Genomic DNA, 14,827 nt, shown 5'->3' with positions numbered 1-14,827 from the left:
TCACGTAAACGGTTTCCGTTAAATCGTTACGGCTGCTTCAGGCATTGTAAATAGTCGCCAGCTAAACCATTGAGGAATCGGAAGTAGCTGCCGTTTTCAACGGTATACTTGCTGCCAATCGGGTCTAGCACGCCTCGATTGACGGGACTGTTACCAATCACCGTATCCACCACTGCTGGCGTAAATTGCGGTTCAGCAAACACGCACTGGACATCTCCTTTTGCTAGTCGGTTGCGGATCTGGATCAAGGTTTTCGCGCCCGGCTTCCGCTCTGGGCTTACGGTGAAATGGCCAAGGTTGTTCAACTGGTAACGAGACTCAAAATACCCATACGCGTCGTGAAAGACAAAGTAACCAAGCTTCGAAACGTCGTTCAACTGCTCTTTAAGTTGTACATCGGTACTGGACAACTGCGTAAGAAAGCGAGTGAGATTGCGCTGGTAAATATCTTGGTGGGCCGAGTCCAATTCTATTAACTTTTCACTGATTGTTTTGGCGGCGACTTCAACCACATCGACACCTAACCAAAAGTGAGGATCATAGCTACCGTGATTGTGCCCTTCATGGCCGTGATTATCTTGATATTCACGTAGCGGGATATCCTTAATCGCACCGATAGTGACCACCTGCGGATGGCTTTCTAGCAACTTTTCCATAAAAGGCTCTAAACCTGGGCCAAACCAAATCACCAAATCAGCATGGCGGATTTTCTTCATATCAGAAGGGCGCAACGCATAATCATGTGGAGAAGCATTACTAGCGAGTAGTACATCCGGCTTATCGACATCAAGCATCAGTTCATGGACAATCATTTGGATGGGTTTGATACTGGTAAGAACCTCCACAGCCCCAGCCGTGGTTGGCAATAAAAGTAATAATCCAGTTAAAAACGCGCGCATCATCATTCCCCAGTAAGGCAGTAGCATTAAGTGAAGTAAAATGTTACTTTATAACACTCATCAATTGCAAATAAGTTCCATTCATGTCGGCGTTAGTCAGTCTCAAGAACCTGTGCGTCACTTTTGACGACAAAGCAGTTCTCGATAACATCAGCCTCGAATTGCATAAAGGCAAAATCACCACACTTATCGGACCAAACGGTGCGGGTAAATCCACACTGGTCAAAGTTATCCTTGGTTTGGTTAAACCCAGTGATGGTAGCGTTACTCGCCAGGACAAGCTCAAGGTCGGTTACGTGCCACAGAAGCTCAAACTCAATGATGCTCTCCCGCTAAAGGTGAAGCGTTTTCTCAATCTCTCGGGCAAATACAGCTCGCAGGAAACTCTTGAAGCGGTGAAACTGGTTGGCGCGGAACATTTGCTAGAGAGCAATATGCACAAACTCTCTGGGGGCGAAACACAGCGCATTTTACTCGCGCGGGCCCTACTACAACGGCCAGATCTGTTGGTGCTGGATGAACCAGCTCAAGGCGTCGACATTCAAGGGCAAATTGACCTGTATGAACTCATCGAAAGCATCCGCCATCGCTTCCACTGCGCGGTCTTCATGGTGTCTCATGACCTTCATCTTGTCATGGCGAAAACTGACGATGTAATATGCCTACAGCATCACATTTGCTGCTCAGGTTCGCCCGCAGATATTACCCAGCACCCCTCTTACATTGCGTTGTTTGGCAAAGCCACTCAGCAATCACTGGCGTTTTATCACCATCAACATAACCATCATCACCATGATTTAGCGGGTCAACCCGTTTCTGGCGAGGCGACAAGCTGCGGTCATCACCATCACGGACATCATCATGATTGAATTTTTGTTGCCTTCGATTCTAGCCGGTATCGGTATCGCGCTTATCGCCGGCCCTCTTGGCTCATTCGTTGTTTGGCGGAAAATGGCCTATTTTGGTGACACGCTCGCCCATGCATCCCTGATGGGATTAGCGCTCGGTTTTCTGCTCGACATCAATCTCTACTTAGCATTGGTTGTCTGCTGTCTGACTTTAGCGGTCATTTTGGTCACTTTGCAAAAACAGCAGTTGATTGCGTCAGATACCTTGCTTGGCATTCTCGCCCACAGCGCACTTTCCATCGGTTTAGTCGCGGTAAGCTTTTTAGACAATGTACGTGTGGACTTGATGAGTTATCTGTTTGGCGATCTTTTGGCGGTCTCCACACAAGATCTGCTGTTCATTTACGCAGGTGTCCTAGCGATTGCCGCAGCCTTGTTTATCTTCTGGCGCCCGCTACTATCAACGACGGTAAACGAAGAGTTGGCCGCAGTGGAAGGAGTCAACACCGATTGGATTCGTCTGGTACTCATGCTCATGGTCGGCATTGTCATTGCTGTCGGGATGAAGTTTGTCGGCGCTCTTATTATGACCTCTCTGCTGATTATTCCTGCAGCTACCGCCAGACGTTTTGCCTCTTCTCCTGAACAAATGGCATTTACAGCCGCATTTTTGGGTGTTGTCTCAGTTTTGTCTGGCTTGTCACTTTCATGGCATTTCGATACACCTGCGGGCCCTTCTGTCGTCATCAGCGCGACAAGTTTGTTTGTGCTTTCACAGCTCGTACCACGCAACAGTTAAATGTGAGCCCACCGTATTTATCAAGTAAAAATAAAGCCAGGTATGAACCTGGCTTTACTATTTGTTTGTTCAGATTACCAACCCGTTACTTCACGCAACGCTTTGCCAATGTCAGCAAGGCTTTTAACTGTTTTCACCCCGGCAGATTCCAGTGCAGCAAATTTCTCGTCTGCTGTCCCTTTACCACCAGAAATGATTGCGCCAGCGTGGCCCATACGTTTGCCCGGAGGCGCGGTCACACCTGCGATGTAAGACACCACTGGCTTAGTCACATTTTCTTTGATAAATGCAGCGGCATCTTCTTCTGCTGTACCACCAATCTCGCCAATCATGACGATCGCTTCAGTTTCTGGATCTTCTTGGAACAGTTTTAGGATATCGATGAAGTTTGAACCCGGGATTGGGTCACCACCGATACCAACACAGGTAGACTGGCCGAAGCCTTCGTCTGTAGTTTGTTTTACTGCTTCATACGTCAAAGTGCCAGAGCGAGAAACGATGCCCACTTTACCTTTCTTGTGAATGTGACCAGGCATGATACCGATCTTACATTCATCAGGCGTAATAACACCCGGACAGTTAGGACCAATCATGCGCACGCCAGTCTCTTCCAGCTTCACTTTCACGTCGATCATGTCGGTCGTAGGGATGCCTTCAGTGATGGTCACGATCAGTTGAATGCCTGCGTCAATCGCTTCGAGAATCGCGTCTTTACAAAATGGTGCAGGAACGTAGATAACCGTTGCTGTCGCACCAGTCGCTTCTACCGCTTCACGCACGGTATTGAATACTGGCAGACCTAGGTGAGTTTGCCCCCCTTTACCAGGAGAAACGCCACCAACCATTTGCGTGCCGTAAGCGATCGCTTGCTCAGAGTGGAATGTGCCTTGACCACCGGTGAAACCTTGACAGATTACTTTGGTGTCTTTGTTAATTAGTACAGACATTATTTGCCCTCCGCAGCAGCAACAACTTTCTGAGCTGCGTCAGTTAGCGACTCAGCTGCAATGATATCCAGACCTGACTCAGCAAGCACTTTACGACCTAGTTCAGCGTTAGTACCTTCAAGACGAACAACAACCGGTACAGTTACACCGACTTCTTTGACTGCGCCGATGATACCTTCTGCGATCATGTCACAACGGACAATACCACCGAAGATGTTAACCAATACCGCTTTCACATTGTCATCAGACAGGATGATCTTGAATGCTTCTGCAACGCGCTCTTTGGTTGCGCCGCCGCCGACATCTAGGAAGTTGGCAGGTTTGCCGCCGTGCAGGTTAACAATGTCCATAGTACCCATTGCTAGGCCAGCACCGTTCACCATACAACCGACGTTGCCATCGAGTGCGACATAGTTTAGTTCCCACTGCGCCGCGTGCGCTTCACGAGCATCTTCTTGTGAAGGATCGTGCATTTCGCGCAGTTTCGGCTGGCGGTACATCGCGTTTGAGTCGATATTGATCTTGCCATCCAGACACAGCAGATTGCCTTCAGCCGTGATCACTAGCGGGTTGATTTCCAGGAGTGCTAGGTCGTACTGAGAGAACATCTGGCCCAAGCCCATGAAAATTTTCACGAACTGTTTGATCTGATCGCCCGCAAGGCCCAGTTTGAAAGCCAGTTCACGGCCTTGGTATGCCTGAGGGCCTACCAGTGGATCGATAGCCGCTTTGTGGATCAGCTCTGGCGTTTCTTCCGCCACTTTCTCGATTTCCACACCACCTTCGGTAGAGGCCATGAAAACGATACGACGTGTTGCACGGTCAACTACCGCGCCCAAGTAGAGTTCGTTAGCGATGTTTGACGCTTCTTCAACAAGGATCTTGGTGACCGGCTGACCATTTGCATCCGTTTGATAAGTCACCAGGTTTTTACCTAGCCACTTTTGTGCAAACTCTTTCACACCATCTTTAGTATCGTGCAGTTCAACACCGCCCGCTTTACCGCGGCCACCAGCGTGAACCTGACATTTTACGACTTTCTTGGCTGTACTAATACGACCTGCGGCCTCAAACGCTTCTTGTGGGGTGTCACAAGCGTAGCCTTCCGGTACAGGCAAACCGAATTCTGCAAACAGCTGTTTGGCTTGATATTCATGCAAATTCATTGTGTTATTCCGTATGTTTATCCCTTATGGGATTTATTATTTCCATAAAGTGCAGCAACCGCTGCGCTATACGTACGTAGGGTGCTTCTCAAATAAGCCACCAGTGGCTCAAATGAAGGCCAGACGTTGAGCGAGTCTAGCCCTGAAAACTTTAGACGTCCAGCCATCTATGACCGAACGTCTAATTTTAATTACACATCCAGCAGCAGACGTGCAGGATCTTCCAGCAGCTCTTTCACTGTCACGAGGAAACCAACAGACTCGCGTCCATCAATCAAACGGTGATCGTAAGAGAGTGCTAAATACATCATTGGCAAGATTTCAACCTTACCGTCAACTGCCATTGGACGATCTTGGATCTTGTGCATACCCAAAATAGCCGATTGTGGTGGGTTGATGATTGGCGTTGACATCAGTGAGCCAAATACACCACCGTTGGTGATGGTGAAGTTACCACCAATCAACTCATCTACCGTCAATTTGCCATCACGACCTTTGATAGCAAGCTCTTTGATGCCTTTTTCAACATCAGCAAAACCCAGCGTGTCACAGTCTTTTAGAACTGGCGTCACCAAACCACGTGGTGTTGATACCGCCATGCTGATATCAAAGTAGTTGTGATACACAATGTCATCGCCATCGATCGAGGCGTTGATTTCCGGATAACGTTTCAACGCTTCCGTAACGGCTTTGACATAAAAAGACATAAAGCCGAGACGGATACCATGACGTTTTTCGAACTGGTCTCCGTACTGTTTACGAAGATCCATGATAGGCTTCATATTCACTTCGTTAAACGTCGTCAGCATTGCTGTACTATTTTTCGCTTCAAGCAGACGATTTGCCACCGTTTTGCGTAGACGCGTCATCGGTACGCGTTTTTGACTGCGAGCCGCAGCTGGCGCAGCAACAGCAGCAGGGGCCTCAGCTTTGACTGCCGCTTTTGCGTTGACCAAATGCGCCTCAATATCTTCACGCGTAATACGGCCACCCACACCTGTACCTTTCACTTGATGCGCTTCTAGGCTATGTTCAGCTAACAAACGGCGTACCGCTGGACTCAATGCGTCATTGCTCTCTTCCGTTAGCGAAGCTTTGTGGCGCTTGTCTGGTGACGCTACCGATTCTTCAGTCGTGTCTTTGGTTGGCTCGCCTGCCACTGCGCCGGGTTTTAGGCGCGCAAGAAGCTGCTTTGAAAGCACCGTAGCGCCTTCATCTTCTAAGATAGCTTCCAAAATACCCGCTTCTGGCGCAGGTACTTCTAAAACGACTTTATCCGTTTCAATATCGACCAGAACTTCATCACGTTCTACTCTGTCGCCCGGCTTTTTGTGCCAAGTCGCTACGGTTGCGTCCGCGACTGATTCAGGTAAGTCTGGAACCAGAATTTCAATTGTCATGTCTGTTTCTTCCTTTCACTTCTAGTTCTTAATCCGAAGTTTTTCCATTCACGTTCAGAGCGTCTTCAATCAACGCTTTCTGCTGTTTCAAGTGCACCGACATATAGCCTACTGCTGGTGAAGCAGAAGCCGGGCGGCCGGCGTATTTTAGATCTGCACCGGCTGGAATGGCCGCGCGGAAATTGTGTTGACTGCAGTACCAAGCGCCTTGGTTTTGAGGCTCTTCCTGACACCATACGAAATCTTCAACGTTAACGTATGGCGCAATCGCCTCTTTGACCTGTTCCTGCGGGAACGGATAAAGTTGCTCGATACGGACAATCGCCACATCGTCTTGCTCACTACTGCGACGTTGTTCCAAAAGATCAAAATAGACCTTACCTGAACAGAAAACGACTCGTTTGACCTTAGTAGGATCAAGGCTGTCAATTTCCGGAATCGCAGGCAAGAAGCTGCCATTGGCGAGATCGTCTAGTGTCGATGTACACAACGGATGACGCAGCAGCGACTTCGGTGACATCACAATCAGTGGACGACGCATAGGGCGAACCACCTGACGGCGAATCATGTGATAGACCTGTGCAGGCGTTGATGGTACGACCACTTGCATGTTCTGCTCGGCGCATAACTGTAGGTAACGTTCCAAACGGGCTGAAGAGTGTTCAGGGCCTTGGCCTTCATAACCGTGTGGCAGCAACATAGTCAAACCACACAAACGGGCCCACTTCTGCTCACCAGAAGAGATGAATTGGTCAATCACAACTTGGGCGCCGTTGGCGAAATCACCGAACTGCGCTTCCCAGATGGTCAAGCCGCCCGGTTCTGCCGTTGCATAACCGTATTCAAATGCCAGCACCGCTTCTTCCGACAACACAGAGTCAAGCACCTCAAATGGGCCTTGTTTGTCGTGAATGTTTGCCAATGGGATGTAAGTACTGGCGTCGGTTTGATTGTGAAGTACAGAGTGACGATGGAAGAAGGTACCACGACCTGAATCTTGACCAGAAATACGAATACGTTTTCCGTCGTCGAGTAAAGTCGCATAGGCAAGCGTCTCTGCCATTCCCCAATCGAACTCTTTCTCCCCTTCAATCATCGCGATACGATCACTGTAGAGTTTACTCACTCGACTTTGCAAAACATGACTTTCTGGGTATTGGCATAGACGTCGTCCTAGTTCGACTAAACGTTTTTTATCGAATACGTTTGCCCAAGGAGTTTCCCAGTCGTGACCAAGGTAAGGTGACCAGTCTACAGAATGCAGAGCCATCGGACGCCACTCTTTCACCACTACTTCACCGCGATCGAGTGCATCACGATACTCGTTGACCATTTGGGTTGCGGTTTCAATCTCGCACTCGTTACGATCAATCAGTACGTCTGCATACAGTTTACGCGGTGTTGGGTGCTTCTTAATTTTTTGGTACATCAAAGGCTGAGTGGCATTCGGCTCGTCAGCTTCGTTGTGACCATGGCGACGATAACAAACAAGGTCAATCACAACGTCGCGTTTAAACTCGTTGCGGTAATCCAAAGCAATACGTGTCACAAAAGCGACAGCTTCTGGATCGTCAGCATTAACGTGGAAAATCGGTGCCTGTACCATCTTGGCAATATCGGTACAGTACATGGTAGAACGCGTATCACGTGGGTTTGACGTTGTGAAACCGACTTGGTTGTTGACAACCACACGAACAGTACCACCAACACAGTAACCACGGGCTTGAGACATGTTGAACGTCTCTGCCACCACACCCTGTCCTGCAATCGCCGAGTCGCCATGAATCGTGATAGGAAGAACTTTACTGCCGTCTTCATCGCCGAGGCGATCCTGACGAGCACGTACAGAGCCCATCACCACTGGGTTTACAATTTCCAAGTGAGACGGGTTAAACGCCAAGGCGAGGTGCACATCACCGCCGGGCGTGGCAAAATCCGCTGAGAAACCTTGGTGATACTTCACATCACCCGTTCCCCAGCTTTCGCCGTGTTTGCCGGCAAACTCGTCAAACAGATCTTGTGGTTTCTTACCCAAAACGTTAACCAGCATATTGAGACGGCCTCGGTGAGCCATACCAATAACCACTTCACGCATACCGCTTTTACCCGCATGACGAATCAACTCTTTCATCATTGGGATCATGGCGTCGCCGCCTTCCAAAGAGAAGCGTTTTGCACCGGGGAATTTTGCGCCAAGGTAGCGCTCGAGACCTTCTGCTGCGGTCAGCTCTTCCAGGAATGTGATTTTTTCTTCTTTTTCGAAGGAAGGCTGGCCGATAACAGACTCAAGACGTTGCTGAATCCAACGTTTTTGCTCTGTGTCGGTCATGTGCATGTATTCTGCACCAATCGAACCACAATAGGTTTTTTTCAGGGCATTATAGATGTCTTTCAACTGCATGGTCTCTTGGCCAATGGCAAAAGAACCTACGTTGAATGTCTCTTCGAAGTCATCTGGGGTGAGATTGTGGAATGCAGGATCGAGCTCCGCCACTTGAGGACGTTGCCATAACCCTAGGGGGTCTAACTGAGCTGCTTCATGGCCGCGGAAGCGGTAGGCATTTATCAGCTGTAGTACTTTTACTTGCTTAGCATCGACATCTGGATCACTGACCTGGACACTGTAATGCTTTGTTTCTTGAGCGAGTCGTCGGAAGTAGTCACGGACACGTGAGTGCGGCTGTTCAGCCACTTCAGAGTGCTTGGGCAACTCATCAAAAACACGTTTCCACTCCTCACTTACCAGATCGGGATCACTTAGATACAGTTCGTAGAGGTCCTCTACATACATTGCATTGGCGCCAGCCAAGTGTGAAGACTCGAGCCACGCCTTCATCACGCCGTTGTGCATATTTTCCCTTAACCAGTAGTTTTCACGTTTGCTTCGGTCTGCGCCGAGCTACTATAAGAGCCGGCTAAATCTGGTTAAGAGTTAGCCGGCAATTTTTATCTATTAAACCGAACGATTGACCAACATTGTTTTGATGTGACCAATGGCTTTTGTTGGGTTTAGTCCCTTAGGACAAACACTTACACAATTCATGATGCCATGGCAACGAAAAACGCTAAATGCGTCATCAAGATTGGACAGACGTTCATCTGTTGCAGTATCGCGACTATCAATCAACCAACGATATGCAGCCAAAAGACCTGCCGGACCAATAAATTTGTCCGGGTTCCACCAGAATGATGGGCAAGATGTTGTACAACATGCACACATGATACATTCGTACAAACCATCCAAATGTGCACGCTCTTCTGGAGATTGCAGATTCTCGCGAGAAGGTGGCAACGCACCGTCATCGATCAAGAATGGCTTAACTTTCGCATAGTTATCGTAGAACTGTGTCATGTCAACGATAAGATCGCGCACTACAGGCAAACCCGGTAGTGGTCGAATAATCAGCTTGCCACCGCCCAAAGCCGACAGCGGAGTGATACACGCCAAGCCGTTTTTGCCGTTCATATTCAAACCGTCAGAACCACACACGCCTTCGCGACAAGAGCGGCGAAATGCTAGTGTTGGATCTTGCTCTTTCAATAGGATCAGCGCATCCAACACCATCATGTCAGAACCATCTTCCACATCCAGCGTGTACTCTTTCATGTACGGCTTACTATCGACATCCGGATTGTAACGATACACAGAGAAGTTCAATTTCATTTTTTAGTCCTCCCTTAGTATGTACGTACTTTCGGTGGGAAAGCATCACGATGAACTGGAGACATGTTTACGTCACGCTTGGTCATCTGTTCAGTTTCCGGATTGTAGATAGAGTGGTATAGCCAGTTTTCATCGTCACGATCTGGGTAGTCGAAACGAGCGTGAGCACCACGACTTTCAGTACGATAGTTTGCTGCTACTGCCGTTGAGAATGCTGTTTCCATCAAGTTATCTAGCTCTAAACACTCAATACGCTGCGTGTTGAACTCGGTAGACTTGTCTGACAGATGGGCATTTTTCAAACGTTCACGAATCACTTTCAGCTCTTCTAAACCTTGCGCCATGGCTTCACCTTCACGGAATACCGAGAAGCTATTTTGCATACAGCGTTGTAGATCTTTACGGATTTGCACTGGATCTTCGCCACCGGTGCTGTTTTCCCAACGCATGTAGCGAGAAAGTGACGCTTCGACGTCAGAAGCAGTCGCTGGGCGCGCTTCTGCTTGTGCTGCCAACGTTTCGCCTAAGTGAAGACCCGTTGCACGGCCAAAGACCACAAGGTCGAGTAGCGAGTTACCGCCTAAACGGTTCGCACCGTGTACCGATACAGAAGCAATTTCACCGCAAGCAAACAGTCCTTGAACTTCTTCTTCACGGCCATCAGCCAGCTGTTTAATCGCTTGGCCAGACACTTGAGTTGGTACACCACCCATCATGTAGTGACAGGTTGGGATAACTGGAATCGGTTCTTTCACGGGATCGACGTGAGCAAAAGTACGAGAAAGCTCACAGATACCAGGCAGACGTGATTCAAGTACATCTTTGCCCAAGTGATCGAGCTTCAACTTGATATGTGGACCCCAAGGGCCGTCACAACCACGACCTTCACGGATTTCAATCATCATCGAACGCGCAACCACATCACGGCCAGCCAAGTCTTTTGCATTTGGTGCATAACGTTCCATGAAACGCTCACCATCTTTATTGAGAAGGTAACCACCTTCGCCACGACAGCCTTCCGTAACCAAAACACCTGCGCCAGCGATACCCGTTGGGTGAAATTGCCACATTTCCATGTCTTGCATCTGTACTCCAGCACGAAGTGCCATACCCACACCATCGCCCGTGTTGATGTGTGCGTTAGTAGTTGATGCGTAAATACGGCCTGCCCCGCCTGTTGCTAACACGGTCGCTTTGGCTTTGAAATAACAAATTTCGCCCGTTTCCATGCACAGTGCTGTACAGCCTAAGATAGCGCCATCTTGATTTTTCACCAGGTCAAGCGCATACCATTCTGAAAAAATGGTAGTTTTATGTTTTACGTTTTGTTGATAAAGCGTATGCAGCAAAGCGTGACCAGTACGGTCAGCGGCGGCGGCAGTACGAGCTGCTTGCTCACCACCGAACTCTTTGGACTGACCACCAAAGGGGCGCTGATAGATAGAGCCGTTTTCAAAGCGAGAGAAGGGCAACCCCATTTTCTCTAGCTCAATCACCGACTCAGGACCGTTTTTACACATGTACTCAATGGCATTTTGGTCACCGATGTAGTCGGAACCTTTAACCGTGTCATACATGTGCCACTGCCAATCATCTTTGTGTGAGTTTCCTAGTGCAACCGTAATACCACCCTGAGCTGAAACGGTATGAGAACGAGTAGGAAACACTTTTGACAGCAACGCACAAGTTAGGCCTTGCTCTGAAATTTGTAGTGCAGCGCGCATACCTGCACCACCTGCGCCGATTACTACGGCGTCAAACTCACGAACTGGAATAGACACTTACGCACCCCACAAGACAAATAGACCAGAGAAGAAATATCCGAACAGCACGGCAATAACGGCTAACTGAAGGCCACCACGCAATTTAGCGCATTTGATGTAATCAGTCAGAACCTGCCATAAACCAATCCAGGCATGAATCAGTACACAGACCAATGCCAGCATGGTGAAAACCTTAGTAAAAGTACCACCAAAAAATTGAGTCCAGGATGCGTAAGAGATATCCGTGAAAGCACAAAAGCTCACCAGATAAATTGTATAGAGTGTCATTATGATGGCCGTAGCACGAATCAGGAGGAAATCGTGCACCCCGTTACGACCAAATGAGGAAATGTGTTTTACCATACTAAGATCCCCGCCAAAACTGAAAGCACGGCTGTTGCGCCGAATGCAACCTTGGCACTCATGGCACCAGATTCAAGCTCTTCAAAATGACCAAGATCCATCATGAGATGACGAATGCCGCCAGCAATGTGGTAGGCCAATGCAGTTAGGATGCCCCACAACACGAATTTCACGATAAAGCTGTCGACGATGTCGCTCGCTTGCATGAATCCGACAGGGGATGATAGGGAAATGGATAGTAACCATAGCAGTATGCCTACCGCGACAAACGTAATCACCCCAGATACACGATGCAGGATGGATGCGATTGCTGTGATAGGAAAGCGAATGGTCTGCAAATCTAAATTAACAGGTCTTGACTTTCTTTCTTTCACGGGCTTGCTCACTCAGCTCCATTGAGCATTTATTGTTATTAACGAATTTTGGCTCTCAACCCCACAAAAGTTAACATTTATTTAACACCAACCGCGACATATAAGCGACTTAAATGTAAAATTCTTGTTAACAACGAGACTAAAAAAAACACCTCACCTTTGTTTCTAGCCCCGAATTTATAAGGATTTAACCAAAAATTTCTGCGCCACTATACGGCTGGCAACATTCTAATACAATTGATGTAACAAATTATGCTACACAGAACAGATTTTTAACGATTTTTATGTAAAAAATCATATTGAGTGCACACAAAAAGGCAGAACAATTGACTTTAATCCTTAACACCAGTACAAAAATGGCACACAAACATCCTGGACGGATTAAATAATAAACAAAGGAGATTGTTATGGCAGATAAGAAAGCTACCCTTCACATCGAAGGCAAAGCGCCAATCGAACTGCCAATTATGGAAGGTGCACTAGGTACCCCTGTAATTGACGTTCGTACACTGGGAGCAAACGGCTATTTCACATTTGACCCCGGTTTTCTTGCCACTGCATCTTGTGAATCGCAAATAACATACATCGACGGCGGCAAAGGGATTCTTTTGCACCGTGGGTTCCCTATTGATCAGTTAGCTAACAACGCTGATTACTTAGAGGTTTGTTATATTCTACTTTACGGTGAAGCCCCTACACGTGAGGAATACGAGAAATTCAGAACAACCGTGACACGTCACACTATGGTGCACGAACAGATTGCCAGCTTCTTCCATGGCTTCCGTCGTGACGCTCACCCAATGGCGGTGATGTGTGGTGTGGTCGGCGCTCTGGCAGCCTTCTATCATGACTCTTTAGACATTAATAATGATCTGCATCGAGAAATTACTGCTTATCGTCTACTGTCTAAAATGCCAACGCTGGCGGCCATGTGTTACAAATATTCGATTGGTCAGCCTTTCATCTATCCACGCAACGACCTGACTTACGCGGAAAACTTCCTGCACATGATGTTTGCAAATCCATGTGAAGAGTACGAAGTCAACCCCGTTGTCGCGCGTGCAATGGATAAAATCTTTACTCTGCATGCAGATCACGAACAAAACGCTTCAACTTCAACCGTGCGTCTCGCAGGCTCTTCGGGCGCAAACCCGTTCGCGTGTATTGCCGCAGGTATTGCTTCTCTCTGGGGTCCTGCTCACGGTGGTGCTAATGAAGCGTGTCTGAAGATGTTGGAAGAAATTGGTTCAGTCGATAACATCCCAATGTACGTGGAACGTGCTAAAGACAAGGACGACCCGTTCCGTTTGATGGGCTTTGGTCACCGCGTGTATAAGAATTACGACCCACGTGCAACCGTGATGCGTGAAACCTGTCACGAAGTGCTAAAAGAGCTCAACATCAAAGATCCACTATTGGATGTCGCGATGGAGCTAGAGCGTATTGCCCTGTCAGACGAATACTTCGTCTCTAAGAAGTTGTATCCGAACGTCGACTTCTACTCAGGCATTATTCTCAAAGCGATCGGTATTCCTGTCTCAATGTTTACCGTTATTTTCGCCATCTCGCGCACTATTGGCTGGATTGCGCATTGGAACGAAATGCACAGCGATCCACTCAATCGTATTGGCCGTCCTCGCCAGCTCTATACTGGTGAAGAGCAGCGCGATTTCAAACCTATGCACGAGCGCCAATAACCGATTAACTAAAAATAAAGGGTTGAGATGTAAGTCTCAACCCTTTCTCTTTTTGACCGTTCCACCACTTTATACCGGATTGTCGATATCGATGAATTCAACGTCTAAACCGTACTCCTGTGCGAGCCACTCGCCTAGGGCTTTAATACCATAACGTTCGGTAGCATGATGCCCAGCCGAAAAGTAGTGAATCCCCATTTCACGCGCGCTGTAGGTGGTGCGCTCTGAAACTTCTCCAGAAAGATAAGCATCCAACCCCCGCTGAGCGGCCAGTTCAATAAAATCTTGCCCACCACCAGTACACCAGCCAATCGTTTCAATGCGTTGTCCGCGTTCTGATGCAATATGCAGTGGCTGACGAGATAGAACTCGCGTGATCTTGTCCGCCAACGCTTCAGCGCTCATCGCTTGTCGCAAACGGCCGAACATCGCCACAGATTGGGCGTGCCCTTCTAATCCACCTTCTACTTCGATATCGAGTAGGTTAGCTAGTTGTGCATTGTTGCCTAGTTGTGGATGGATATCGAGTGGCAAGTGATAAGCCAATAGATTGATGTCGTGTCGCATTAGAGTGCGAATGCGATTTCCTTTCATACCTCGAATGGGCTCTGGCTCGCCTTTCCAAAAATAGCCATGGTGGACTAACAGGGCGTCGGCGCCTTTCTCGACAGCTTGCTCTATCAAAGCTTGAGAAGCGGTTACGCCAGTGATCACTTTGCGGATTTCCGCTTTTCCTTCCACCTGTAAACCATTTGGGCAGTAATCTTTGATTAGCGATGCGGAAAGCTTATCGTTAAGAATTTTTTCCAGTTCTAAGTTGTTCATCTTCATATCCAAATTTTGTCTTCACCGCAAAGTGTATACTCAAGCCAATAAGCAATACAATGGTGGCTAAATATCGACATTG

General features: G+C 48.1%; 13 protein-coding genes. 3 read left to right on the top strand and 10 right to left on the bottom strand.

Features of this window, described 5'->3' with window-relative positions:
• Window positions 1-26: 26 nt before the first annotated feature.
• Window positions 27-902 carry a zinc ABC transporter substrate-binding protein ZnuA gene (znuA, locus tag EWA64_RS13185; RefSeq protein WP_061894754.1) on the bottom strand — a complete coding sequence of 292 codons (876 nt, stop codon included), beginning with the start codon at window positions 900-902 and terminating at the stop codon, window positions 27-29.
• Between the two features lie 80 nt (window positions 903-982).
• On the opposite strand from znuA, the gene znuC reads away from it, so the two are divergent.
• Entirely contained in the window at window positions 983-1,768 is a 786-nt protein-coding gene (gene znuC / locus EWA64_RS13180; RefSeq protein ID WP_061894729.1) for a zinc ABC transporter ATP-binding protein ZnuC, read from the top strand.
• On the top strand, window positions 1,761-2,546 hold the full coding sequence (gene znuB, locus EWA64_RS13175) for a zinc ABC transporter permease subunit ZnuB (protein WP_061894730.1): 786 nt from the start codon (window positions 1,761-1,763) through the stop codon (window positions 2,544-2,546). The genes znuC and znuB overlap by 8 nt, the downstream gene beginning before the upstream one ends.
• Window positions 2,547-2,620: 74 nt before the next feature.
• Here the strand turns inward: znuB and sucD are convergent, their stop codons facing one another.
• The 8 genes from sucD to sdhC form a co-directional block, all read right to left on the bottom strand.
• Entirely contained in the window at window positions 2,621-3,493 is an 873-nt protein-coding gene (gene sucD / locus EWA64_RS13170) for a succinate--CoA ligase subunit alpha (protein WP_039424829.1), read from the bottom strand.
• On the bottom strand, window positions 3,493-4,659 hold the full coding sequence (gene sucC / locus EWA64_RS13165) for an ADP-forming succinate--CoA ligase subunit beta (protein ID WP_061894731.1): 1,167 nt from the start codon (window positions 4,657-4,659) through the stop codon (window positions 3,493-3,495). The genes sucD and sucC overlap by 1 nt, the downstream gene beginning before the upstream one ends.
• 191 nt (window positions 4,660-4,850) lie before the next feature.
• Window positions 4,851-6,059 carry a 2-oxoglutarate dehydrogenase complex dihydrolipoyllysine-residue succinyltransferase gene (gene odhB, locus EWA64_RS13160; protein WP_061894732.1) on the bottom strand — a complete coding sequence of 403 codons (1,209 nt, stop codon included), beginning with the start codon at window positions 6,057-6,059 and terminating at the stop codon, window positions 4,851-4,853.
• A gap of 28 nt (window positions 6,060-6,087) precedes the next feature.
• Complete coding sequence (sucA, locus tag EWA64_RS13155) at window positions 6,088-8,910, bottom strand: 2-oxoglutarate dehydrogenase E1 component (protein WP_061894733.1); 2,823 nt, start codon at window positions 8,908-8,910, stop codon at window positions 6,088-6,090.
• 102 nt (window positions 8,911-9,012) lie between these two features.
• Window positions 9,013-9,723, bottom strand: a complete 711-nt coding sequence (locus tag EWA64_RS13150) for a succinate dehydrogenase iron-sulfur subunit (RefSeq protein WP_039445506.1) — start codon at window positions 9,721-9,723, stop codon at window positions 9,013-9,015.
• A 14-nt stretch (window positions 9,724-9,737) separates the two neighbouring features.
• A complete protein-coding gene (gene sdhA, locus EWA64_RS13145) occupies window positions 9,738-11,504 on the bottom strand; it encodes a succinate dehydrogenase flavoprotein subunit (RefSeq protein WP_061894734.1) in 1,767 nt (588 codons plus the stop codon).
• The gene (gene sdhD / locus EWA64_RS13140; RefSeq protein WP_061894735.1) at window positions 11,505-11,849 is read right to left on the bottom strand and encodes a succinate dehydrogenase, hydrophobic membrane anchor protein; all 345 of its coding nucleotides are present in this window, start codon (window positions 11,847-11,849) and stop codon (window positions 11,505-11,507) included. It lies immediately after the preceding gene.
• Window positions 11,843-12,235 carry a succinate dehydrogenase cytochrome b556 subunit gene (sdhC, locus tag EWA64_RS13135; protein ID WP_039424811.1) on the bottom strand — a complete coding sequence of 131 codons (393 nt, stop codon included), beginning with the start codon at window positions 12,233-12,235 and terminating at the stop codon, window positions 11,843-11,845. The genes sdhD and sdhC overlap by 7 nt, the downstream gene beginning before the upstream one ends.
• 395 nt (window positions 12,236-12,630) lie before the next feature.
• Here sdhC and EWA64_RS13130 point away from each other — a divergent pair, with 395 nt between their 5' ends.
• Complete coding sequence (locus EWA64_RS13130) at window positions 12,631-13,920, top strand: citrate synthase (RefSeq protein WP_039424809.1); 1,290 nt, start codon at window positions 12,631-12,633, stop codon at window positions 13,918-13,920.
• A gap of 69 nt (window positions 13,921-13,989) precedes the next feature.
• Here EWA64_RS13130 and EWA64_RS13125 read toward each other — a convergent pair whose 3' ends face one another.
• On the bottom strand, window positions 13,990-14,745 hold the full coding sequence (locus EWA64_RS13125; RefSeq protein WP_061894736.1) for a Nif3-like dinuclear metal center hexameric protein: 756 nt from the start codon (window positions 14,743-14,745) through the stop codon (window positions 13,990-13,992).
• Window positions 14,746-14,827 lie beyond the last annotated feature (82 nt).

It is taken from the genome of Vibrio cidicii (assembly GCF_009665415.1).
GTDB lineage: Bacteria > Pseudomonadota > Gammaproteobacteria > Enterobacterales > Vibrionaceae > Vibrio > Vibrio cidicii.
This window is presented reverse-complemented; position numbering and strand designations above follow the sequence as displayed.

Bases quoted from the DNA above. Each gene is read 5' to 3' on its own strand.
- znuA (WP_061894754.1), bottom strand. From the start codon at position 902: ATGATGCGCGCGTTTTTAACTGGATTATTACTTTTATTGCCAACCACG.
- znuC (WP_061894729.1), top strand. From the start codon at position 983: ATGTCGGCGTTAGTCAGTCTCAAGAACCTGTGCGTCACTTTTGACGAC.
- znuB (WP_061894730.1), top strand. From the start codon at position 1,761: ATGATTGAATTTTTGTTGCCTTCGATTCTAGCCGGTATCGGTATCGCG.
- sucD (WP_039424829.1), bottom strand. From the start codon at position 3,493: ATGTCTGTACTAATTAACAAAGACACCAAAGTAATCTGTCAAGGTTTC.
- sucC (WP_061894731.1), bottom strand. From the start codon at position 4,659: ATGAATTTGCATGAATATCAAGCCAAACAGCTGTTTGCAGAATTCGGT.
- odhB (WP_061894732.1), bottom strand. From the start codon at position 6,059: ATGACAATTGAAATTCTGGTTCCAGACTTACCTGAATCAGTCGCGGAC.
- sucA (WP_061894733.1), bottom strand. From the start codon at position 8,910: ATGCACAACGGCGTGATGAAGGCGTGGCTCGAGTCTTCACACTTGGCT.
- EWA64_RS13150 (WP_039445506.1), bottom strand. From the start codon at position 9,723: ATGAAATTGAACTTCTCTGTGTATCGTTACAATCCGGATGTCGATAGT.
- sdhD (WP_061894735.1), bottom strand. From the start codon at position 11,849: ATGGTAAAACACATTTCCTCATTTGGTCGTAACGGGGTGCACGATTTC.
- EWA64_RS13130 (WP_039424809.1), top strand. From the start codon at position 12,631: ATGGCAGATAAGAAAGCTACCCTTCACATCGAAGGCAAAGCGCCAATC.
- EWA64_RS13125 (WP_061894736.1), bottom strand. From the start codon at position 14,745: ATGAACAACTTAGAACTGGAAAAAATTCTTAACGATAAGCTTTCCGCA.